This window comes from Catelliglobosispora koreensis DSM 44566 (assembly GCF_000379685.1).
In the GTDB taxonomy this organism is placed as follows: domain Bacteria; phylum Actinomycetota; class Actinomycetes; order Mycobacteriales; family Micromonosporaceae; genus Catelliglobosispora; species Catelliglobosispora koreensis.
This window is the reverse complement of sequence record NZ_KB903290.1, coordinates 192,715-214,216: the sequence shown is the minus strand read 5'-3', so window position 1 is coordinate 214,216 and position 21,502 is coordinate 192,715. Positions and strand designations below refer to the sequence as shown.

Below are 21,502 nucleotides of genomic sequence, written 5' to 3'. Positions count from 1 at the left end.
CCGTCAGGTGACGGTGCCGTGTGGCGGTCGTGGGGCAACCGTTTTGTGGGCGGCGATGATCGGGTCGGTTTCGTCATCGAACTGGCCGATCACTTGCTCCAGCAGATCCTCCAGTGCCACCAGCCCAACGGTTCGCCCAGCCTGGTCATTGACGAGGGCGACCTGTGCGCGGTGTTCACGCATGCCGCGGATGGCTGACATGACGTTTTGGTGCGGGCGCAGGATGTGCGGCGCGGTCATCAGATAGCCGGCCGTCGCGTTCACGCGTGCGGTGGTGGCCTTCAGGGCGTCACGCACATGCACGATCCCGGCGACGTTCCCGGTTCTGGTGTCGGTGACCGCGAGGCGGGAACGGCCGCGTGCCTGTGCGACCCGCTCCACTTGTTCAGCGGGGGCATCGGCTATCACAGACACGATCCCATCAGCGGGGACCATGACGGTGTCGATAGTGGTGTTCTGCAGATTCAGCATCGCCTGCAGCAGTTGCTCGTCCGCGGCTGGAAGGGTGCCGTGCTCACGGGAAGCGTCAAGCAGCATGCGCAGCTCGGCCGGACCGTGGGCTTGGGCGAGTTCGTCTTGCGGCTGTACTTTGATCAGGCGCAGTGCCGCGTTGGCGATCGCGTTGAGGCCGCGCAGGGCGGGGCGGGTGAACCGGGCGAACGCTCTAAACGGCAAAGCCAAAAGCAGGGCGGAGGATTCGGGATGGCTGATCGCCCATGACTTGGGTGCCATCTCGCCGATCACCATGTGCAAGAACACCACAACCGACAGGGCGAGGATGAACGCCACCACATAGCTGGCTTGTGCCGGAATCCCCAACGCTGTGAACAGCGGGTTGAGTAGGTCGGCCAGGGCGGGTTTAGCCAGGGCACCCAATCCCAGTGAGCACAAGGTGATCCCGAGCTGGGCGCCGGCGAGCATCAGCGACAGTTCGCGGGTGCCGGCGATCGCGGCTTTCGCCGCACGGGACCCTTCGGCGGCGTACTGCTCAAGCCGGTGACGCTTGGACGCGACAAGCGCGAACTCGGCGGCGACGAAAAACCCGTTGAGTAGCAGCAAAATCAGCGACACGATCAGCGCGACAGGTGTGTTCATGACCGCCGCCCATCAATGACGTCGATACGCACGGCCGTGGCCACATGCCGTTCGGCCTCGACCGCGGTCAGGCGCACGGTGGTTTCCCCATCGGTGCCCATGGTGGTGACTTCGACTTGGTCGCCTTCGGTCACGACGTGGCCGAGCCGGTGCATCATCAGTCCCGACACGGTGTCATACAAGTCATCTTCGGGCAGGCCGATGCCTGTCGCATCGGCGATCTCATCTGGGCGCCAGCGTCCGGGCACCAGCCACGACCCGTCACCCTGGCGCTTCGCAGTAGCTTCTGGCAGATCGTCCTCGTCATGGATTTCACCAACGAGTTCCTCGGCGATGTCTTCCAGGCTGATGACCCCGGCGAAACCGCCATATTCGTCGGCGACGATCGCCAGCTGCCGATGTTCGGCCCGCAGGCGTTCTAGCACCTGCGGCACCGAAGCCGATGCCGGCACCGTTAGCGCGGGCATCGCCAGCTGGCTCACCGGCGTGTGTGCCCGGTCAGCTGGCGGCACGGCGAGGATGTCGGCGACCGACACGATCCCCAGCACGTCGTCGAGGCCCTGCCCGGTGACCGGGAAGCGGGAATGGCCGGTTTCCAGGAGCTCGACGAAGCGGGAAGCTGGATCGCTGGCGTGCATGGTGACCACGTCTACTCGCGGCACCATCACCTCACCGGCTGTCAGTCGGCGAAAGTCCAAACCGGAATCCAGCAGCCGCGCCGTATCGGCGTCGAGGTCGCCTCGTGAGCGGGCGTCAGCGACGATCTGCTCCAGATCCTCGCGCGTCGCCCCCTGCGGAAGCTCTTCGACCGGTTCGATGCCCACCGAGCGCAGCAGCCGGTTAGCGGCGGCATCGAAAACCCGGATCAGCGGCCCGGCAACCGCCATGTAGACCAATGTGGAGCGGGACAACGATTTCGCTAAACCCTCAGGCTTGGTGATGGCCAGATTCTTGGGCGCCAGCTCACCAAGGACCATCTGTATGACGGTCGCGAACAGCAGCGCGATCACTACCGACACCGACAGGCTCGCCGCCGTACTCAGTCCCGTTTTGCCGACGAGCGGGGCGAGACCCTCGCCGATGAATGGCTCGGCCACATACCCGGCCAGTAGCGCCGTGACGGTGATGCCTAGCTGTGCACCGGAGAGCATGAACGACAGCCGCCCGGTCACCTTCAAAGCCCTTGCCGCTGCAGCATCGCCGCCATCGGCGGCCTGGCGCAGTTTGCCGCGATCGGCGGCGACATAGGCGAATTCCTGCGCGACAAAGTAGGCGGTCGCAGCGGTGAGCGCCACGATTAACAGCAGACCGTAGACGATCAACACGTCAGTGCTGGCACCCCGTCACACCAGTCAGGCGTCCAGACCATTGCACTGGATCGCATACCTGGTTCTTACCCCCGGGATGCCCGGTAGTATCAACCACAAGCACGACACTAACACGTGAAACTGTACGGTTGCTGGAAAGGGGCAGGTGGTGGCGCAGCTGATGCGTATCAGCGAACTCGCCCAAGCTGCGGGCGTATCAAAACGCACCGTCGACTTCTACACCAACCTCGGCCTTATCCAGCCGGCACAACGTACTGAAAGCGGGTACAGACTCTACGACCCCAACATGGTCGATGTGATCGCCACCATCCGGCAGCTGGAGGCCTCCGGCATGGCCCTAGACGACATCGGCAAGGACCTCACCACCGCGACCGCCGCAGACCTGGCCGAAATCGTCAGCAAACTCAACACCGATCTCGAGGCCCTGCGCACACTGGCGGAATCGGCAGGCTCGAACGCGCATGGCATGGCCACCAGCCTCGCGGTCCGCGCCCACAACCTGATCGTGATGGCGACCGAGCTACTCATCGCCATGCCCGACGTTTAGAGCCCGGCGTGACAGCCATCCCCGTTCCATTGTGGAGGGTGTACGCCGAACTGCCCGTACCCACCGTCCGCCCCCACGATCATCACGCCCGCCTGCACCAAGCACTCGCCGCCAGACCAGAAATTATCTCGGCTGAAACACTCATCTTGGGTGCCACAGGCAAGCACTACATAGCCGCCACCATCGTCCTCGCTGCAGCTGACGACACTGCGGCGAGCCAGGCCGCCCGCCGCGCTCTACAGCAGGCTTGCGCGGTTGCACGGCTTCCCACCGGACCAATGCGCGCGATCAAGTCCGAACGGCTATGCCGCCCAGCGCCGGGACCCGCGACTTGATGGCACGATTGGCCTGTACCCCAATGTGGACAGACATGACAGTTGACAGCGCCTGGCGCGCAGTGACATCGACTGACGGGGCAACACTATCCTGCTCCGCGAGCTTGGCCGTGGCTCTGCTGCTGGTAGCACCCTCATCGCATGGAGCCGCTGCAAAATGCTGACTCGAACAAACAACGTGGACGGTTGCCGGCAGGCATCACTGTTCCGGTAGGGTCCCGCCAATCAAGAAGCGAAGCATCAGGGAGCATTTGCTGTGCGGTCAGAACACCACCTCACGTTCGGCGCCCAGAGCGCTACTTCGCCAGGCCCCACGGCGCCAGAAAGCAGCGACCTTGGCTCAGCTGGGGCCATCGCACTCGTAGCAATCGCTCTCACTTTGGCTGTCACCGCCTGGGCACTGCTGGCGTGGGGTTGGCGGCGCAGCAGCTAGCAGCAGCCACCGCCACCCACACGGTGCTGCCTTTGTCAGGCGAGGCGGGAAAAACGTTCCACTTTGTCTTCCGGCCCGGACACGACCAGGATGTCTCCATATTGGAGGATCGTTTCCCGGTCGGCGTAGGTGAAAGTGCCGTTTTGCGGTTTGACCGCGACGATCGTGACGCCATACTGGGCGCGCAGCCCGGTTTCACCCAGGGCGGCGCCGACGTAGTCGCGTGGGGGCCGGGTTTTGGCGATGACGAATCCGTCACCGAGTTCGAGGTAGTCAAGCATTTCCCCGGATACCAGGTGGGCGACGCGTTCGCCCATGTCGTGTTCGGGCAGCACGACATGGTGGGCGCCGACGCGCTGCAGAATGCGGCCGTGCTGGCGGTTGGTGGCTTTGGCCCAGATGTCGCTGACATCCAGATCGGCAAGGTTCGCGGTGGCCAGGATGGAGGCTTCCTGGTCGGTGCCGATCGCGACGACAGCACGGCGGAACATGCCCACATCGAGCTGAGTGAGGGCTTCGGGGTCGGTGGCGTCGGCGACCACGGCGTGCGGGATTTGGCTGGAGTAGGCCTGCACAAGTTTGGGACTGGAGTCGATGGCCAGCACCTGGGTATCGCGGCGCAGCAGCTCCAGGGCCAGGGAGCTGCCGAAACGGCCCAGGCCGATAACAACGACGGATTCTTCTTTGTTAGCCAACGATGCTGCGCTCCTCGGGTAGCTGGAAGCGGCGGGCTCGCTGCCGCAGGGCTAGCGCTGTGCCCAACGTTAGCGGCCCCACGCGCCCGGCGAACATCAAAATCGCGAGCAGGACGTGTGCCGCGCGGGGCATGTCGGCGGTGATACCAGTCGACAGGCCGACCGTGCCGAACGCTGAGATCGCTTCGAAGACGACTTTGTCCACGGCGTGGTGGGTCATCGACACCAACGCCAGCGAGGCGACCGCGACAGCACCGACACCGATCAGCGCGATCGCCAGGGCCTGGCGCTGCAGATCGGCTGGGACGGCGCGGCGGCCGACACCAACGTCGGGTTCGCCGCGTAGCTCCGCCCAGATCACATAGGCGAGCAGGCCGAAGGTGGTGACTTTGATACCACCGGCCGTTGATGCGCTGCCGCCGCCGATGAACATGAGCATGTTGTGTGCCAGCAGGCTTTCCGGGGTTAGCGCGGCGATGTCGATGGCGTTGAACCCGGCGGTGCGGGGCATGACCGCAGCGAACATGCCATTGAGAAGCCGGTCACCAGTGCCACCTGAGGCAGCGAGCGTGCCGGGGTTGTTCCACTCCGCCGCTGTGATCACGATGAAGCCGAAGGTAAGCAGGCAGGTGGTGACGATGACGGTAATGCGGGTCAGCACGGTCCAGCGGCTGGGACGGCGCCACTGGCGGGCCAATTCGAACACGACCGGGAACCCGAGCCCGCCCAGGATTACCGCGAGAGCGATGGTGACCAGGATCCACGCGTCGTTCTGAAAGCCGATCAGGCTGTCTGGCCACAAGGCGAACCCGGCGTTGTTGAACGCCGAGATCGCATGAAAGACGCCCCGGTACACCGCCAGCCCGAACGGCATGTCATAGCCGAGCCAAAACCGGCCCGCCAAAACGACGGCGACGACGGCTTCGGTGGCGGCGGTGAACGCCAGGACCCGGCGCAGCACCCGCCGCACATCGGCAGGGCGCATCGTTTTCGTTTCCGCCTGCGCCAGGAGCCGGCCCTGAAGCCCCAGCCGCCCCGAGATCAGCAGTGCGAGGAGGGTGGCCAGCGACATGATCCCAAGCCCACCGACCTGGATGAGGCCCATGATGACGACTTCGCCGAAGGTAGACCAGTGCGACGCGGTGTCGACGGTGACCAGGCCAGTGACACACACCGCTGACGCCGACGTGAACAGGGCATCGACCAGGTGCGGAGACTCACCGGACTCCACCGACACGGGCAGCCACAGCAACAAGGTGCCTACCGCGATCGCGGCGGCGAAGCCGCCGACCAGAGCCCGGGACGGATGAGACCACACGAGCGGTAATCCTAGACCGCCGCGTCCAGCATGGCCGGGTGCTGCGCTACCTGGTGGCCAGGATGATCCCGGCCAGGAGCGCGAGCCCGGCGATCACGGCGGCGATGATGACGGCATTGCCGCCGAAGCGGCGTTGGATCTGCCGGCCAAAGTGAGCCATCGATGGACCTCCCTAAGATATGGCAAAGGGTGCAGGGCGGATCGTCGTCATTGTCGCGCGTACAACTAACCCGGCGCACATTTGGGTGGCGGGACTTAAATGAATCTGCGCCCTTTTTGCATTGCGGAATGGGCACGAGGCCGCAGGCCAGGACGTCGCCGGCCGGCGCCCGCTTGTGGTTGTGGGTGCGGCCGCGTGAGGTTGGACAGCGACCTTCGGCGGCCGATAAAGTCACGGCTGGCGTGCCGGGAAGTCTGGTCGGCGATTGTTTCGTATTCGCTGCTAACAGATTCGAATGAGGTTTACCGGTTATGCGTGCTGCTGATCTCGCCGTTGAGTATCCGACGGTCACTATGTCCACCCCGGCTTTTGAGGCCGCCCGGATCCTGGCCCGTGGTGACCTCCCGGGTCTGATCGTCGTCGACGACGCCGGTAAACCGCTTGTCGTGCTTCCTGGCACGCAGGTGTTGCGGCTGGCGGTCCCGTCGTACATTCAGGACGATCCGACGCTCGCCCGGGTCATCGACGAGGCCGCGGCGGACGTGTTCATCCGCGAACTCGACGGCCGCACCGTGCAAGAGTGCCTGCCTGACGAACCCAAGGAACCGCCAATAGTTGACAGCCGGGCAACAGCGTTGGAGATGTCAGCGCTGATGGCCCGCACCCGCAGCCCTCTGGTCGCAGTCACCAATCCGGACGGAACCCTCGCCGGTGCCGTCACGATGCACGCGTTGCTCGACCGCATCATCGGCGATGGGGAAAGTGCGTGACGCTGCTCGCCTGGGCGGCCGTGGCCGTCTTCACTATCGCCTACATCCTGATCGCCACCGAGTGGATTCACCGTGTCGCGGTGGCGCTGGGAGGCGCGGCGGTGATGCTGCTCATCGGCGCCACGGACGCCCACCACGCGTTCTTTGACGAGCACACCGGCATCGACTGGAACGTCATCTTCCTCCTGTTAGGAATGATGCTCGTCGTCGCGGTCATGAAACGCACCGGAGGCTTCGAATACGTCGCCATCTGGGCGGCGAAAAAGGCCAAAGGCAAACCCTTCCGCATCATGGTCATCCTCGTGCTCGTGACCGCGATCGCCTCGGCCTTTCTGGATAACGTCACGACCGTCATGCTCATCGCCCCAGTGACGTTTCTGGTGTGCGACCGGCTCGGGGTGAAGGTCGTTCCGTTCCTGATCGCCGAAGCGATGGCCTCAAACATCGGCGGTGCGGCAACCCTCGTCGGGGATCCACCAAACATCATCATCGCGTCGCGGGCAGGGCTGACCTACAACGACTTCCTCGTGCACATGGCACCGATCGTCGTCGCGCTAATGGTCGTGTTCGTGGGGTTGTGCCGGTGGCTGTTTCGCAAATCGTTTATCTACGACCCGGCCAAAGCCGAAAAGGTGATGCAGCTCAACGAAAAAGACGCGATCAAAGACATGCGCCTGCTACTCATCTCGTTGGGCGTGCTGGCTTTGGTGACCGCGGCGTTCGTCCTGCACACCGTTTTGCATCTGGAACCGTCAGTGGTCGCGATGGCAGGCGGGCTGCTCCTGCTCGCCCTGTCGCGTTTAGACGCCGAAGCCGTTGCCAAAGACGTCGAATGGCCCACCCTCATCTTCTTCGCCGGTCTGTTCATCATGGTCGGCGCCCTGGTGAACACCGGAGTCATCGGCCAAATCTCCACCGCGGCAACGAATGCGGTCGGTGGGCAGTTGTGGCCGGCGACGATGGTGATGCTGTGGGGGTCGGCTTTCCTGTCCGCGATCGTCGACAACATTCCTTACGTGGCAACCATGTCGCCGATCGTCGCCGATCTCGTCGCCGGATTCCCCAACGGGGAAGGCAACGTGCTGTGGTGGGCCCTCGCGCTGGGCGCGGACCTGGGCGGAAACGCCACCGCCATCGGCGCTAGCGCCAACGTCGTCATCCTCGGCATGGCCGAACGCGCCGGAAAGCGGATCAGCTTCTGGGAGTTCACCAAGTACGGCCTGATCGTCGCCGCCATCACCGTCGCGCTGTGTGTGCCCTACTTGTGGCTGCGCTACTTCGCCTTCGCCTAACCACCGACGCACGAACGGATGCGGCAGATGCGGGCGCTGAACATAAGCCCCGACCGGGCCTGGCGCGACGATCGAGCACGGCATCTAGGCCGCCTGCCAGATTGAGCGATAACACCGGCGGCCCGCCAAAGTATGCGGGCAACTGTCAATGCCGGCTCCTGCAGGATGGAACAGACGATCTTCCGGACCTAGCTGCCCTCAAGCAATAGCGTGCTTTCGGCGGAAGCCTGAGGCTCGTCAGCGCCGCCAAGCAAGATGTTGCCGTGGCTACCACAAACAGGGCATATGCTGTGGGCACTCACGTTTCCAGCTGCGTCAGGCGGCACAACGGGGAGATCTGATGAGTGGTGTGGTTGCGCTGACGGCCGTCATCGTCGCGTACTCTCTTGTCGCCTCGAAACTCGACCGTTGGTGGATCACTAGCCCGATGGTGTTCGTGGCCGCCGGTGTGTTGCTTGGCCCCGCCGGCATCGGTGTATTCCCGCTGTCGTTAACGCACGAAACAGTATTGGCCATCACCGAGCTGACGCTGGCACTGCTGTTGTTTGCCGATGCGTCGACAGTACGGCTTCGCGATGTTGAGGGTGACACAGGATTGCCCGCCCGGCTTCTTTTCATCGGCTTGCCCGCGACCATTGTCGCCGGCGCGGTGGTCGCCTATCTTCTGTTCCCTGACTCGGGATGGGTGGCTGCCGCTCTCATCGCCACCATCCTGGCGCCGACAGACGCAGCCCTCGGACTGGCCGTGGTCTCCAATAAGGCCGTACCCGTGCGGATACGGCGCGCGCTCAATGTCGAAAGCGGCCTCAACGACGGCATCGCCACGCCTCTAGTCACCCTCTTCATCGCAATGCTCGCCGCGGAGGAAGGACTTAGTACCAAAGGCTGGGGATATGAATCGCTGAAGCAAATAGGGCTCGCTTTGGTCGTGGCCATCGCGGTCGGCTATCTCGGTGGGACACTTATGGCCTATGCCAGAGCCCGTCAGTGGATGTCCACCGTTTCTGAGCAAATCGCTATCCTGGCCCTCGCGCTACTGGCCTACGCCGGGGCGGTAGCCATCGGCGGGAACGGGTTCGTCGCCGCCTTCGTGGGCGGGCTGCTCTTTGGAGCGGCGACGAAACGTCGCCTAACCGAACGTGTCGAGTTCACCGAAACGGTGGGCCTTTCGGGATCCTTCCTAGTGTGGGCCATCTTCGGCGCGTTCTTCGTCGGGGAACTACTCATGCGTGAGCTTTCCGTCCGCCCACTCATCTACGCCTTACTGAGCCTAACGGTTATCAGGATGCTGCCGGTGGCGATCGCCTTGCTGGGCGTGCGTTTGCGGTCCGCCACGGTGGCATTCATGGGCTGGTTTGGCCCACGGGGCCTGGCCTCAGTGGTCTTCACTCTCCTCGCCTTGGAGGAGTTCACCCACGACCCTGGTGGCAACCTGCTGGTCCAAGCTACCACTTGGACAATCCTGCTTTCTGTACTACTCCACGGGATTACAGCCTCGCCCTTGGCGGCGGCATATGGAAAGTCCGTCATCAACAGCGGTGACATCCCGGAACTCGCCCCGGCTGGCCAGCCCGGAATCCGTCTTCGCGATCTGGCCGGGCGCGCTCCTGCTGCGCCACCCAAGTGACCTGAGGCTTTTTGCTACACACGCACATTTCTTACGGGAAGATTTGTCCATGTGGGGTGCGTTGCAATGCGCCTTCAACCGCGTGCGGCTTGAGGCCGCGCTGTCGTTGATGTCTGAGCCGGACGGCAAAATCGCGACCATTATGCTGACGGTTTGAGGGCAATGGCTGCGAACGCGATTCCCGCAGCGGACAAGGACATCCTTAGTGCGCTACGGCGGCGCAGGCGCCTGCAGACCGGGTGGGTGCAATCGGGATACTTGGCCGCGGGTCTGTTGCTGGCCCTATTCCTTCCGCGGATCGCGGTTGGCCCGACGACCGACGCTGTGAGGGTCAGCGGTATGCTTCAGGCAATAGCGGGTGGCATCATCATGTTCACCGCGCTGGTTTTCTCGCTGCTGTTCTTGGTCGTCCAGCATGCCGCCACCGCATTTTCCCCGAGGCTGGTTCTATTTCGCGATCTCCCGCTGGTGTGGCACGCGATGGGCTTGTTCGTGGCCGTGTTCGTTTTCGCCGCGGTCGCTTCGATCGTCGTTGAGCGAACTGGGCAGGTGTCCATTGTCGTTCCCGCCATTGCCATTGTGCTGGTGTTGCTCAGCCTGGCGGTCGCCCGGGCCGTGCAGCTAAGCGCGTTCGCCGCCGTTCAGCTCGGCCCTGTCCTGCAGGCGATCACGTTGCGTGGCTTGGCAGTCCTTAAGGTGCTGTATCCGCATCCGATCCAGACTCTTTCCAGCAAGAAAGTGTTACCAGTAACAGATGCGGCTTCACGTAAGGTGCTCTGGCCGCGCCAGCACGCCGTCGTGCGCCAGATCGACCTGCCAGCGATGCTGGCCCTGGCGCAGACAAACGACTGTGTCATCGTCGTCGAGGCCGCCGTGGGCCACGTGCTGGCAATGGGCAGCCCAGTTCTGGCCATCCATGGCAACGCACCCGATGTAACCGACAATCAGTTGCTGTCGCTCATAGACACAGGGATAGACCGGTCGTTTGAACAGGATCCCTTACTGAGCTTCAGATTGCTCAGCGACATCGCGCTGCGTGCCCTCTCCCCCGCCGTCAACGATCCCGCGACCGCCGTTCAGGCAATCAATGGAATCGAGGACCTGCTGTTCTTCCTCCTGCACCGGGAACTCGACGTGGCACCAGTCCGCGATTCTCACGACCACGTACGCGTCGTGCTCAACCTTCCCACCTGGGAGCACTACGTTCGCGCTGGCACGGAAACTGCCGCGTACATCAAGGACAGCCCTATGTGCCAGGGCCGGCTGGTGGCAATGGTGCAGCGCCTAGCCAGCCAGGCGCCGGCTGACCGGCAACTTCCTCTTCGCGAGGTCCTGAGCCAGCTGAGCTAACCACCAAGGATGCGGGCCTTCTGATTGGATACCGCTGTCGCTGTTCCAGCCACCACAGCGGTGCGTGCCATTGTGCGCCAGAAGTCTTGGCATGACTAACTCCTTGCTGTGCCTGATCGCTGTCGTTGAGCGCGGCTTCGAGGTCACTGACCGGGATACGGCCGCTGGCGACAAGCTGTCCGCCGGCGCGGCGCAGAGCCGCGGCAAACGGTGCGACCCAGCGGTACTCGTACACCAGCCAGCTGTGCGTCTCCGTCGAAATCGTCAGCCCGCTGATCCGCCCGTCAGCCGCCAGCGCCTGGGCTGCAAGGGGAGCAAATTCGCTTAGAAGGAGCCGCACCCGCGATTGGCATCGCCATGCATCAATGCAACAAGGTTATGGTTGTTGTGCGGCGCTTATGAAGGGCAATATACGGAGGTGACCGAAGCATGGACCCCCGAACTACACCTGCGGATACACGGAAACCACTGCCGCCTGACGCTCGCCGGGCTCACCTATGGCAATGGCCTTACCTTGCAGGAGGCCGGTCAAGACCTCATCGCCCGCGTGCTCGATTTGGCGCTGGGACTGCGTGCCGGATATCAAGTCACCAGCGTGGCTCAGGCCGACGCCAGGGTGGTGGAGTTCCTATGGGAGATCGGGGAACTGGCGATCCGCGGTGAGGACGTTTGGCGCCGCGTGTTCGCCTCTTCCCCAAATCTGCCAGCGCGGTAGCCAATCCGGGGCAATACTGGCCGCATGCAGGCAGCGTCCAGCGCGGCCACCGCCGCATCCGGCCTTAAAGACATGGTGTGGGTACCAGGTGGCGAGTTCACGATGGGCTCCAACCTGCACTACCCGGAAGAGGCCCCCGCCCACCAAGTCACGGTGGACGGCTTCTACATTGACCGCTACCCGGTCACCAACGACGATTTCGCCGCGTTCGCTGCCGCCACCGGCCACGTCACCTTGGCGGAAACAGCACCTGACCCAGCCAACTATCCGGATGCCGACCCGGCGCTGCTCGTGGCGGCCTCAGCGGTGTTCACTCCCCCTGGCTACCCGGTCGACGTCACCAACGCCTACCTATGGTGGAGCGCGGTGCCCGGCGCCGACTGGCGGCACCCGCAAGGGCCACACAGCTCATTAGAAAGCCTCGGGTCGCACCCCGTGGTCCACCTTTCCTGGGCCGACGCAGCCGCTTACGCCACCTGGGCCGGCAAGGAGCTGCCCACCGAAGCCGAGTGGGAATTCGCCGCCCGAGGCGGCAGCAAGAGCACGGAATTCGCCTGGGGCACTGAACTCGAGCCGTCGGGCCAGCACATGGCCAACGTCTGGCAGGGCGAGTTCCCGAACGTGAACAACCTGGCCGACGGCTACGCCTGGACCTCACCTGTGGGATCGTTTCCCGCCAACGGCTACGGCCTCTTCGACATGATCGGCAACGTCTGGGAATGGACCGGCGACTGGTGGGCCGAGCAACGCCGTCTGGCCCCCGGATCAGCATCGTGCTGCGGCACGCCTTCGGGCCGGGTGAACCCCTCTGGCGGTACCCGGCAAATGTCTGTGGATCCTCAGCAGCCGATCACCGCGCGCATCCCGCGCAAGGTGATGAAGGGCGGCTCCTTCCTTTGCGCCCCCAACTACTGCCAGCGCTACCGCCCGGCCGCACGGCTACCGCAGACGATTGACACCTCCACCTGCCACCTCGGCTTCCGATGTGTCGTGCGTCGTGCCGGCCCAAGCTAACTGGCGCAAACTTGGCCGCCACGCGCTGAGCATCCTGCCGCGGCTACTGCTTCTCGTCTTCGCGATCCCCATACTGTCCAAAGTCGACTTCGCCCAAGTCGCCACCGCGCTGCTCCGTCTGCCATGGTGGCAGCTCGGCATCATCGGGCTGATCGGCGCCGCACATGTCGTGATAGCCGCCTGTCCGCTGGTGATTTTCGTACCACCACTGGGTGTACGCCGCGCCGTCCAAAACGATTTGGCCGGTAGCCTGACTTATCTATCGCGCCCAAACCCGCGGACGTCGTCCTACGGTTCGCGATGTTCAACAGCTGGGGTATTGAGAAGGTTTCCGCTACTGCCGCGCTGACGCTCTACAACGTGCTGTACAACGTTGCGCGGCTGGCAGCCCCGGCGGCCGGATTTCTCATCCTGCTGGCGTTAAGTCACTTCAGTCCCGTCCACGCCACCGTGGCGTTGGTATGCGGCCTGCTGGCCTTGCTGCTCGCTGGCTGCCTTGCCATAGTGATGCGCTGGGAAGCCGCGGCCAGGTTCGCCGGAAGAACCGCGGGAAGTGTGGCACACCGCTTTCGGCCGTCCAAAGTAGACGTTCCGGAGTGGGAAGAGGCCGCAGTGGCCTACCGGCGTTCCCTCGGACATGAAATGCACGGACGTGCCGTGCCCGCCTTCTGTGCCCAAGCCACCATCCTTGCTGTGGAAGTGCTGCTGTTCGTTGTCTGCGTGCGCGCCACCGGAACGAGCCCAGCCGCAGCCGTCACCGTCGAAGTCATCGCCGCATTCTTAGTTGCCTACCCACTGACCGCTCTTCCCCTTTACGGCCTGGGAATTCTGGAAGCTGCCGTACTAATCTTGCTGGGTGACCAGATACCGGTGAGTGAATTCACCACCGGAATGGTCGTCTGGCGTGTCGCCACCTTCCTCCTGCCGACGGCGGCCGGCGCGCTCGCCCTGTGGCATTGGCGGCGCTCCACCCATCATCAGCAGCCAAGAACACCAAACCCGCACCATGCCTAGCAGGCCACGGTCTACGATGAAAACGAAATTCTGAGCGGGGGGATCGGCATGGGAGACTTGGATTTCGCACGCCGCATGAAGCTGCCTATCGAGGATTTAGTGCACGTCGGGGTAACCACCTACGACGCCAAAGATCCCGACACGAGCTTTCCTCCCATCCAGCAGCTAACGCCACCAGCAGGCGCACCAAACGTGCTGCTCATCATGCTTGATGACACCGGGTTCGGTGCCTCCAGCACCTTCGGCGGCGCGATCGCCACACCCACCTTCGACCGGCTTGCCTCCAACGGGTTGCGGTTCAATCGCTTCCACACGACTGCCTTGTGCTCGCCAACCCGCCAGGCGCTGCTGACAGGTCGCAACCACCACGCGGTCGGGATGGGCGCCATCACCGAGTTGGCTACCTCCGCCCCCGGCTACAGCTCGGTCCTGCCCAAAGCTGCGGCGCCGCTAGCTGAGATACTCAAACTCAACGGCTACTCCACGGCGCAGTTCGGCAAATGCCACGAGGTTCCCGTTTGGCAGACAAGTCCCATGGGCCCCTTTAACCAGTGGCCCACTGGCGGTGGCGGTTTCGAATATTTCTACGGTTTCATTGGCGGGGAAACCAATCAGTGGGCTCCGTCGCTGTATGAAAACACCATCCCGGTCGAACAGGACCGCACGCCCGAACAGGGCTACCACTTCACAGAAGACATGACCGACCATGCCGTGGAGTGGATGCGCCAGCAGAAGGCACTCATGCCCGACAAGCCGTTCTTCGTGTACTACGCGCCCGGCGCCACCCATGCACCCCATCACGTCCCCAAAGAGTGGGCGGACAAGTACCGGGGCAAGTTCGACCAGGGATGGGATCAGCTGCGCGAGGAAATCTTCGCCAGGCAAAAGGAAATCGGCGTGATCCCCGCTGACGCTCAACTCACCGACAGGCCCTCGGATATTCCTGCCTGGAACGACATGCCCGAGACGCTCAAACCGGTGCTGGCCCGCCAGATGGAGGTATACGCCGGTTTCCTCGAGCACACCGACCACCACGTCGGCCGGGTCATCGAGGCACTGTCCGAAATGGAGATCCTCGACGAGACGCTTGTTTTCGTCCTCATCGGCGACAACGGAGCCTCCGCCGAAGGCCAGATCAACGGAACGTTCAACGAAAGCTTCACCTTCAACGGCGTCCCGCAACTGGAGACTCCAGAATTCCTCATCGAGCACCTCAGCCAGTTCGGCACCCCGGCCGCGTACAACCACTTCGCCGTGGGCTGGGCACACGCGATGGACACGCCCTATCAATGGACCAAGCAGGTCGCCTCACACTGGGGCGGCACCCGAAACGGCATGCTCGTGCACTGGCCCAGCGGCATCAAGGCCAGAGGTGAGATCCGCAGCCAGTTCCACCACGTCATCGACATCGCCGCCACCGTCCTCGATATCGCCGGGCTGCCCGCTCCACAGGAGGTACACGGAATTCCGCAGATGCCCCTGCACGGCTTAAGCATGCGCTATGCCTTCGATGACGTCGCGGCGCCCGAACGCCATACAACGCAATACTTCGAGATGTTCTGCAACCGCGGCATCTATCACCAGGGATGGACAGCCGTCACCAAACACTCCACGCCCTGGCTCATGGGCGAGATGCCGGCACTCGACGACGACACGTGGGAACTTTACGCACCCGATGACTGGACCCAGGCCCACGACATCGCCGCGCAGCAACCCGAAACGCTGCGGCGCCTACAGCAAATCTTCCTAATCGAGGCCGCCAAGTATCAGGTTTTGCCCTTAGATGACCGGCGTATCGAACGTTTCAACGCCGACCTCGCCGGGCGGCCACAGCTGATCCGGGGCAACCGGCAGCTCCTGTTCGGAGGCATCAAGCGGCTCACCGAAAACGCGGTCCTCAACATCAAGAACAAATCCCACGCGATAACCGCCGAGATCGACATCCCAGACGGCGGCGGCGAAGGTGTCATCATCGCCCAGGGCGGCGCCTTCGGAGGCTGGGCTTTATATCTGCTCGGTGGACGCCCGGTCTACTGCTACAACCTGCTGGGAATAAGGCGATTCAAGGCTGCCAGTCCGACCCCGGCTCCCGCAGGCACCCATCAGGTGAGAATGGAATTCACCTACGACGGCGGTGGCTTAGGCAAGGGTGGCGACGTGGCGCTCTACCTTGATGGGCAGAAAGTGGCCGAAACCAGGGTGGAGCAGACCCAGCCAATGATCTTTTCCGCCGACGAGACAACTGACCTCGCCGCGGACAGTGCCACGCCGGTAAGCGACGACTACGGCAGCACGGGCAACCAATTCACCGGCCGGGTCCGCTGGGTCGAAATCGACATCGACCAAGCCTCAGCCGACACCGACCATCTGATCAGCCCCGAGGAGCGCTACCGCATAGCGATGGCTCGGCAATAATCGCCCCGGGCGAGCGGATGTCCACGAGAAGACACCCGCCCACGAAAACTCATCGCCAGTTGCGGCGAAATCCGCGTCACTGGCTTCCGGAGCCGGATCCATTTGATGACCGGAAAATGATCCGCAGAACCTCTTTCGCATTGTTGCGGCGTTTGTCGCTACGTGCGAAGGCCGCAGTCATGATGAGAACTACCACAGGACCCGCGCCAATTGCGGTCGCGAGCCAGACCTTGTCCAAAATAGAAAACCTCCCGCTTGATCCGGGAGGACTCCTTCCGAGCAGGCACCCCTCCCGGTCATTTGACCAGAAACGTGCCACGTGCTCGGGACAGGCGATTCGGGCGCCCCACAGCTTCGCTGCGAGGACTTTCAGCTTCTCAGGCTGACGTGCGAGCTCTGCTCCTCAGGTCCGTATAGTGTCAACGCAGTTCCAGGCACCTACTTCCGCACTGTCCCGCGGTTTCAGGCGTGTAACCTGCATGGCTCCCGTAGAGGAAGCCTCCATTCACGACATAGGTTACGAGAACCTCACATCCGCTGCAAGCACAAGCACACTAATGGGCTACGGTGCGCATGCAGGTCTTCGGCAAACGGCTGCCGCCGGAGCCGGTAAGCACGATTCGGCCATCGGCTACGGCGGCCCGCGGCTATCGTTATTGACTGGCTATCCGCCACTCGACGGAGTCGGCCAGCGAACGAGCTTTCTGCAGCGCGCCTGCGAACGCCGATTCACGTTGCGTGCTGATGTCGGTAGGCTGCAAGCTGATGAACTGAAGGTCAGTGACACCAATGAATCCGAAGATCGATTTCAGGTACGGTTCCTGAAAATCCAGGGCGTGCATTGGTGAATGTGGCGAGTAGTCTCCGCCGCGTGCCGTGACGCACACCATTTTCTTGCCCTGCACCAGCGGGACCGGATAGCCCATCTCGTTGTATTCAAAGAGATATCCGGGCTGCACAATGCAGTCAATGTAGTACTTCAGCGCGTACGGGATGCCGAAGTTCCACATTGGAGCCGAGATTAGGTAGACATCAGCGGCCAGGAACCTGCTAATCAGCAACTCGATCTGGCGCCACGATGGCTCGTGGCTGGGATCAATCGGCTGGCCCATCATGAGCGTGTATTTCGCTTCGATGTTGTCGCCCGCAAGGCTTGGCAGATCAGCGTTGAACAGGTTCACGACGTCGATTTCGATGTCTTGCCGGTGCTTGGCCAGAGCGTCAAGAAACGCCGCGGACACTTGCAGCGTATTGGATTTTTCGCCCCGGGGTGTCGCGATGATGTGCAGGACCTTCATGAAGTCCTTGTTCCCTTCGAACGATGCTGAAAGCTGCCCGATTCGCGCACCCTGATCGAACACACGAGCCCTGTGACTCAAAGGCACGTGCAGGGAAGACCCTGTAGTAGGTACAGAATGTAGCGCCGGAGTAACGCGGCACAATGCGCTGAAGAGCGCACCCACCCTGGGTGCTCGACGGCCGTGGCCATCAGATCAGCTACCGATGTCAGACCGAATGTCGCGTCGCTTTCGCCGTCGCGATATGCGGTAGGCCAGCTGGGGCGGTTCAGGTTCGGCCCCACCCGCCGGCAGCGGGTGGGGCCGCAAAGGACCGCTGGATGTGTGCGGCCTCCTACATGTTCTTGGTGAAGTCGTACAGGGCCAGCGCCGTCCCGTCGAAGTACGGCGACGCGACGATCGTGGGATTGGGCAGCTGGTCGACGCGGCTGTTGATGCCGTTGACGAGGCCCCAGTTGCCGTCCCAGTTCAGCAGCCAGCCGCCGCCGCTCGCGCCTTTGTTGAAGTTGCAGGGAATCTTGATCGTCTCGGTCCAGACGTTCGAGTACTCCTGCGAAGAAGTGCCGGCACAACGCAGCAGGTTGCCGCCGTCGAACGGGGCCTGGGCGGGATAGCCGAACGCGTTTTGCAAGTTCACCGTGCCGGCGAATGTCCACAAGCCTTGGCCGCCAAGGTAGCTGACGATGTGGTTGCCGTTGAGCGTTCCCATGATCGCCACGGCCATGTCCTCAGCCGGCGCCGACGAGTTGATCCACGCCGTCATCGTCCACAGACTCACGGCGCTCCACGTGCCGAACGGCCGGGGGTTGGCCAGGTCGTCGTCGTAGGCCGGAACGAACGCCCAGCTGCTGGCAAGCTGGCCACCAGCGCCACTGTGCACGCAGTGCCCTGCCGTCCACACCGTGTCGGCGCCCGCGGAGTTCACCACGGTGCCCGAGCAACGGTAGGAAAGGCCGCCGAGCACGAAGAACGCCTTGCCGCTGGTGCGCGCGGTCGGGTGAGATGACGGGAAGTTCGGGTTGATGGCCTGGATCGACGCGCCACCGCCCGGTGGGGTGCCCAGGGCTCCCTCAAACGGTGGGATCACGGTGGGTTTGCGGGCTTCGGCACCCGCTTGCGGCGCCGTGGTCTTTGCCGCGGTGGTGCCCTTAGCCATCGCGCGGGCGTATTCGGGCGACTCTTCGATAGGCCTGGCCGCGCGCATGCGCTCCGGCGTCCAGAACGCATCGATCGCCTCGGCTGCGGTGACGTTTCTTCCATACTTAGCGCGCCCGGCTGCCCACGCTTCGGCGTGGACGGCCACCGCACCTCCCGTCACGCCTGCCTTCGCCGAAAGGCCCGCATCGTCGCGGGCGGCCGCAGCGGACTGGGGCACCGCCAGGGCTAGACCGGCCGTCAGCGCGAAAGCCGTGAGGATCCGGGCCGAGGCCCGTCGCCGGGTCGTTGTGACTGCCATTTAGTTCTCCCAACCTGTGGCGGAGCCGGGACAGCATCCGCTCAGACGGTTACTGTCATCAATGGGAGTCCCGTCCAATAAGGATGTTGGACATCGTTGGACACCTATATCTGTGGCATATGTCACCGCACTGGCGCGGTAGATCGCCGCAGACGGCGGTATTGGCCCGTCAAGCATCCGTTCGGTAGTCCACAAACGACGGTGTGACCTGGGCCGGCTGGGGGAGGCCGAATGTATGACCAACCGGCGCGTCCCAACGCGCGGCAACCATTCCACCAGGCACCCGCGGCATCACGCCCCGCGCTGGCGATCGATGACGAAGTGCAGACGGTGCAGGACCTGGCCCTGCTGCTGCGCAAGCTGCGGCGCCGCCACGCACGCCAAAACGGTGGCAATCTGTTGACCTACCGCCAGCTGGCGGCAAAGACCGGCTGGTCACACGGAATCATCGGGGAGTACTTCGCAGGAAACGTCCTGCCCCCTACCGAGAGGTTCGACATCCTGATCCGGCTTCTCGGCGCTACCGACGTGGAACAAGGAACGTTGGCCACCGCACGCGACCAGGCCGAAGAAGGCCGGCGTCGCATCAGCCCGGCTCAGGCGAACGACATGGCGGCCAACGCGCTTGTGCCGCACCAGTTGCCACCAGCCCTGAGCGGCTTCGCTGGGCGCACCGCGCTACTCGCCCAGCTCGACGCAGTCACCGGCTCAAGCGATCCGGCCGCGACAAGCGTGGTGCTCTCAGGCACCGCTGGCGTCGGCAAGACAACCCTTGCGGTGCACTGGGCCCACCACGCCGCCGATCGTTACCCCGACGGGCAGCTCTACGTCAACTTGCGCGGATTCGACCCCAGCGGTTCCTTGATGACGCCCGCCGAGGCGCTACGCGGATTCCTGGAGGCACTCGACGTACCACCCGAACGCTTCCCGATACATCTGCCCGCACAGGTTGGGCTGTACCGAAGTCTGCTGGCCGGCCGGCGAATGCTGATCGTGCTCGACAACGCCCGCGATGTCGACCAGGTCCGCCCGCTGCTGCCCGGCAGCCCCAACTGCCTTGTGCTGATAACCAGCCGCAGCCGTCTGTCCGGTTTGGTCACCGCCGAAGGCGCCGTTCCAGTGACTGTCGGCTTGCCCAGCGACGAGGAGGCGTGGCAGTTACTGGCGCGGCGCCTCGGAGCCCAACGGCTGACAGCAGAACCGCAGGCCGTCAACGAGATGATCGAAAGGTGCGCGCGGCTGCCGCTGGCCCTGGCTGTCGTCGCCGCCCGGGCAGTGGCACATCCCGCCTTTCCATTGGCCACCCTGGCCGCCGAGTTGCGGGAGACGCGCCGGCTACTCGACGCGTTTGATGGCGGCGACTCCGGCACCGACGTGCAAGCGGTGTTCTCGTGGTCGTACCACAATCTGACCCCACCGGCCGCGCGTCTGTTCCGTTTGCTCGGCTGCCATCCGGGGCCTGACATCGCCATCCCCGCCGCGGCCAGCCTGGCCGGGCTGCCCCGGGCTTCGGTGCACCGGCTGCTGTCCGAATTGGCCCATGCGCACCTGGTCACCGAACATGTGCCCGGCAGGTTCGGCCTTCATGATCTACTACGCGGGTACGCGGCCGAGCTGCTGGAGCGCGTTGACGCGCCTGACACCCGCCGGGCGGCCAGCCAGCGGGGCCTGGACCACTACGTGCACACTGCTCACGCGGCAGCGTTGCTGTTGCAGCCTGGCTGGGATCCGATCAGCCTGGCTGACGCCCATTCTGGTGTCGCCACCGAGGAGATCACCGATAGCAGTCACGCCCTGGCCTGGTTCATCGCCGAGTACCGTGTGCTGCTTGCCGCGGTCGCTCACGCGCAACGCGCCGGGTTCGACGGCCACGCCTGGCGGCTGGCACGGACTTTGGTGGATTTCCTGCAACGCCAAGGTCATTGGCTAAGCCTGGTCGCCGCTCAGCGGATAGCCCTTGCCGCGGCGCAGCAGGCCAGCGAGCGACCCGGGCAAGCCGGCGCTCACCGCGATCTCGCCCGGGCGTTATCTCGCGTTGGCCAGCCGCAGGAGGCTGAAAGCCATTACCGCGCGGCGCTGGCGCTCTTCGGCGAACTCGGTGACTACCCGGGAAAGGCGCGGACTCACCGCGCTTTCGGCTCATTGCTGAGCCGGCTCGGCCGCCATACCGAGGCTTTGCAGCATGCCGAAAATGCGCTGAATCTTTATCGCGACGCCGGTCACCGCCCCGGAGAGGCCAGCGCACAAAACGGGGTGGGATGGGCGCATGCCCAGCTTAGCCAGTACGGGCCGGCGCTCGATCACTGCAAGCGGGCGCTGGTGCTGTTGCGGCGGACCGATGACCGGCACGGCGAGGCCAACACTTGGGACAGCCTCGGCTTCATCTACGACCGTCTTGGCCGCCATCGCCGGGCAGTCTCCTGTTACCACCGGGCCTTGACCTTGTTCGCACAGATCGGTGAGCGGTATGACGTGGCGGACACGTTGAACCGGCTCGGTGAGAGCCGATGGTCGCTGGGCGACCGGTCGGGCGCTGTGCGGACGTGGCAGCGGGCCCTGAGCATTCTCGATGATCTGGGCCATCCCGAGGCGCGACAGGTGCGCGACCGGCTGGCCCGTGCCACGCAGACGCCGAGTTGA

The 21,502-nt window shown here is 63.8% G+C and carries 18 protein-coding genes; 11 read left to right on the top strand and 7 right to left on the bottom strand.

Annotated elements, in window-relative coordinates:
- Positions 1-3: 3 nt before the first annotated feature.
- Both A3E1_RS0131080 and A3E1_RS0131075 read right to left on the bottom strand, forming a co-directional pair.
- Positions 4-1,095, bottom strand: coding sequence for a hemolysin family protein (locus tag A3E1_RS0131080; protein WP_020524720.1), 1,092 nt, complete (start codon positions 1,093-1,095; stop codon positions 4-6).
- A complete protein-coding gene (locus tag A3E1_RS0131075; protein ID WP_020524719.1) occupies positions 1,092-2,420 on the bottom strand; it encodes a hemolysin family protein in 1,329 nt (442 codons plus the stop codon). The genes A3E1_RS0131080 and A3E1_RS0131075 overlap by 4 nt, the downstream gene beginning before the upstream one ends.
- A 151-nt stretch (positions 2,421-2,571) precedes the next feature.
- On the opposite strand from A3E1_RS0131075, the gene A3E1_RS0131070 reads away from it, so the two are divergent.
- Positions 2,572-2,970, top strand: a complete 399-nt coding sequence (locus A3E1_RS0131070; RefSeq protein ID WP_026209005.1) for a MerR family transcriptional regulator — start codon at positions 2,572-2,574, stop codon at positions 2,968-2,970.
- Positions 2,971-3,773: 803 nt separating this feature from the next.
- On the opposite strand, the gene A3E1_RS0131060 is transcribed toward A3E1_RS0131070, so the two are convergent.
- Entirely contained in the window at positions 3,774-4,433 is a 660-nt protein-coding gene (locus A3E1_RS0131060; protein ID WP_020524716.1) for a potassium channel family protein, read from the bottom strand.
- On the bottom strand, positions 4,426-5,751 hold the full coding sequence (locus A3E1_RS0131055) for a TrkH family potassium uptake protein (RefSeq protein WP_020524715.1): 1,326 nt from the start codon (positions 5,749-5,751) through the stop codon (positions 4,426-4,428). The genes A3E1_RS0131060 and A3E1_RS0131055 overlap by 8 nt, the downstream gene beginning before the upstream one ends.
- A 471-nt stretch (positions 5,752-6,222) precedes the next feature.
- Between A3E1_RS0131055 and A3E1_RS0131045 the strand changes: the two genes are divergently transcribed.
- The 7 genes from A3E1_RS0131045 to A3E1_RS0131010 all read left to right on the top strand — a co-directional run bounded on the left by A3E1_RS0131045 (position 6,223) and on the right by A3E1_RS0131010 (position 12,679).
- Positions 6,223-6,681 (top strand): CBS domain-containing protein, encoded by a 459-nt coding sequence (locus A3E1_RS0131045; RefSeq protein WP_020524713.1) that lies wholly within the window; start codon positions 6,223-6,225, stop codon positions 6,679-6,681.
- Positions 6,678-7,973 carry an ArsB/NhaD family transporter gene (locus A3E1_RS0131040; RefSeq protein WP_020524712.1) on the top strand — a complete coding sequence of 432 codons (1,296 nt, stop codon included), beginning with the start codon at positions 6,678-6,680 and terminating at the stop codon, positions 7,971-7,973. Before A3E1_RS0131045 ends, A3E1_RS0131040 begins: the two co-directional genes overlap by 4 nt.
- A gap of 340 nt (positions 7,974-8,313) precedes the next feature.
- The gene (locus tag A3E1_RS0131035; protein WP_020524711.1) at positions 8,314-9,600 is read left to right on the top strand and encodes a cation:proton antiporter; all 1,287 of its coding nucleotides are present in this window, start codon (positions 8,314-8,316) and stop codon (positions 9,598-9,600) included.
- Between the two features lie 162 nt (positions 9,601-9,762).
- Positions 9,763-10,950, top strand: coding sequence for a DUF2254 family protein (locus A3E1_RS0131025; RefSeq protein WP_020524709.1), 1,188 nt, complete (start codon positions 9,763-9,765; stop codon positions 10,948-10,950).
- A 91-nt stretch (positions 10,951-11,041) separates the two neighbouring features.
- On the top strand, positions 11,042-11,278 hold the full coding sequence (locus A3E1_RS48090) for a hypothetical protein (RefSeq protein ID WP_020524708.1): 237 nt from the start codon (positions 11,042-11,044) through the stop codon (positions 11,276-11,278).
- A gap of 90 nt (positions 11,279-11,368) precedes the next feature.
- On the top strand, positions 11,369-11,665 hold the full coding sequence (locus A3E1_RS0131015) for a hypothetical protein (RefSeq protein ID WP_020524707.1): 297 nt from the start codon (positions 11,369-11,371) through the stop codon (positions 11,663-11,665).
- 24 nt (positions 11,666-11,689) lie between these two features.
- Positions 11,690-12,679 (top strand): formylglycine-generating enzyme family protein, encoded by a 990-nt coding sequence (locus A3E1_RS0131010; protein WP_020524706.1) that lies wholly within the window; start codon positions 11,690-11,692, stop codon positions 12,677-12,679.
- Between the two features lie 43 nt (positions 12,680-12,722).
- Here A3E1_RS0131010 and A3E1_RS0131005 read toward each other — a convergent pair whose 3' ends face one another.
- Positions 12,723-12,911 (bottom strand): hypothetical protein, encoded by a 189-nt coding sequence (locus tag A3E1_RS0131005; RefSeq protein ID WP_020524705.1) that lies wholly within the window; start codon positions 12,909-12,911, stop codon positions 12,723-12,725.
- 29 nt (positions 12,912-12,940) lie between these two features.
- Here A3E1_RS0131005 and A3E1_RS0131000 point away from each other — a divergent pair, with 29 nt between their 5' ends.
- Together A3E1_RS0131000 and A3E1_RS0130995 are read left to right on the top strand one after the other, a co-directional pair.
- On the top strand, positions 12,941-13,693 hold the full coding sequence (locus A3E1_RS0131000; protein WP_281167413.1) for a lysylphosphatidylglycerol synthase domain-containing protein: 753 nt from the start codon (positions 12,941-12,943) through the stop codon (positions 13,691-13,693).
- Positions 13,694-13,741: 48 nt separating this feature from the next.
- Entirely contained in the window at positions 13,742-16,108 is a 2,367-nt protein-coding gene (locus tag A3E1_RS0130995; RefSeq protein WP_020524703.1) for an arylsulfatase, read from the top strand.
- A gap of 653 nt (positions 16,109-16,761) precedes the next feature.
- On the opposite strand, the gene A3E1_RS0130990 is transcribed toward A3E1_RS0130995, so the two are convergent.
- Both A3E1_RS0130990 and A3E1_RS45275 read right to left on the bottom strand, forming a co-directional pair.
- Positions 16,762-17,406, bottom strand: coding sequence for an FMN-dependent NADH-azoreductase (locus A3E1_RS0130990; RefSeq protein ID WP_040392395.1), 645 nt, complete (start codon positions 17,404-17,406; stop codon positions 16,762-16,764).
- 334 nt (positions 17,407-17,740) lie between these two features.
- Positions 17,741-18,862, bottom strand: a complete 1,122-nt coding sequence (locus A3E1_RS45275) for a trypsin-like serine peptidase (RefSeq protein WP_020524701.1) — start codon at positions 18,860-18,862, stop codon at positions 17,741-17,743.
- A 231-nt stretch (positions 18,863-19,093) separates the two neighbouring features.
- Here A3E1_RS45275 and A3E1_RS0130980 point away from each other — a divergent pair, with 231 nt between their 5' ends.
- Positions 19,094-21,502 (top strand): ATP-binding protein, encoded by a 2,409-nt coding sequence (locus tag A3E1_RS0130980; RefSeq protein WP_020524700.1) that lies wholly within the window; start codon positions 19,094-19,096, stop codon positions 21,500-21,502.

Excerpts from the sequence above, each read along its gene's own strand:
- A3E1_RS0131080 (WP_020524720.1), bottom strand. The coding sequence starts at position 1,095 with ATGAACACACCTGTCGCGCTGATCGTGTCGCTGATTTTGCTGCTACTC.
- A3E1_RS0131045 (WP_020524713.1), top strand. The coding sequence starts at position 6,223 with ATGCGTGCTGCTGATCTCGCCGTTGAGTATCCGACGGTCACTATGTCC.
- A3E1_RS0131035 (WP_020524711.1), top strand. The coding sequence starts at position 8,314 with ATGAGTGGTGTGGTTGCGCTGACGGCCGTCATCGTCGCGTACTCTCTT.
- A3E1_RS0131025 (WP_020524709.1), top strand. The coding sequence starts at position 9,763 with ATGGCTGCGAACGCGATTCCCGCAGCGGACAAGGACATCCTTAGTGCG.
- A3E1_RS48090 (WP_020524708.1), top strand. The coding sequence starts at position 11,042 with ATGACTAACTCCTTGCTGTGCCTGATCGCTGTCGTTGAGCGCGGCTTC.
- A3E1_RS0131010 (WP_020524706.1), top strand. The coding sequence starts at position 11,690 with ATGCAGGCAGCGTCCAGCGCGGCCACCGCCGCATCCGGCCTTAAAGAC.
- A3E1_RS0130995 (WP_020524703.1), top strand. The coding sequence starts at position 13,742 with ATGGGAGACTTGGATTTCGCACGCCGCATGAAGCTGCCTATCGAGGAT.
- A3E1_RS0130990 (WP_040392395.1), bottom strand. The coding sequence starts at position 17,406 with ATGAAGGTCCTGCACATCATCGCGACACCCCGGGGCGAAAAATCCAAT.
- A3E1_RS45275 (WP_020524701.1), bottom strand. The coding sequence starts at position 18,862 with ATGGCAGTCACAACGACCCGGCGACGGGCCTCGGCCCGGATCCTCACG.
- A3E1_RS0130980 (WP_020524700.1), top strand. The coding sequence starts at position 19,094 with ATGTATGACCAACCGGCGCGTCCCAACGCGCGGCAACCATTCCACCAG.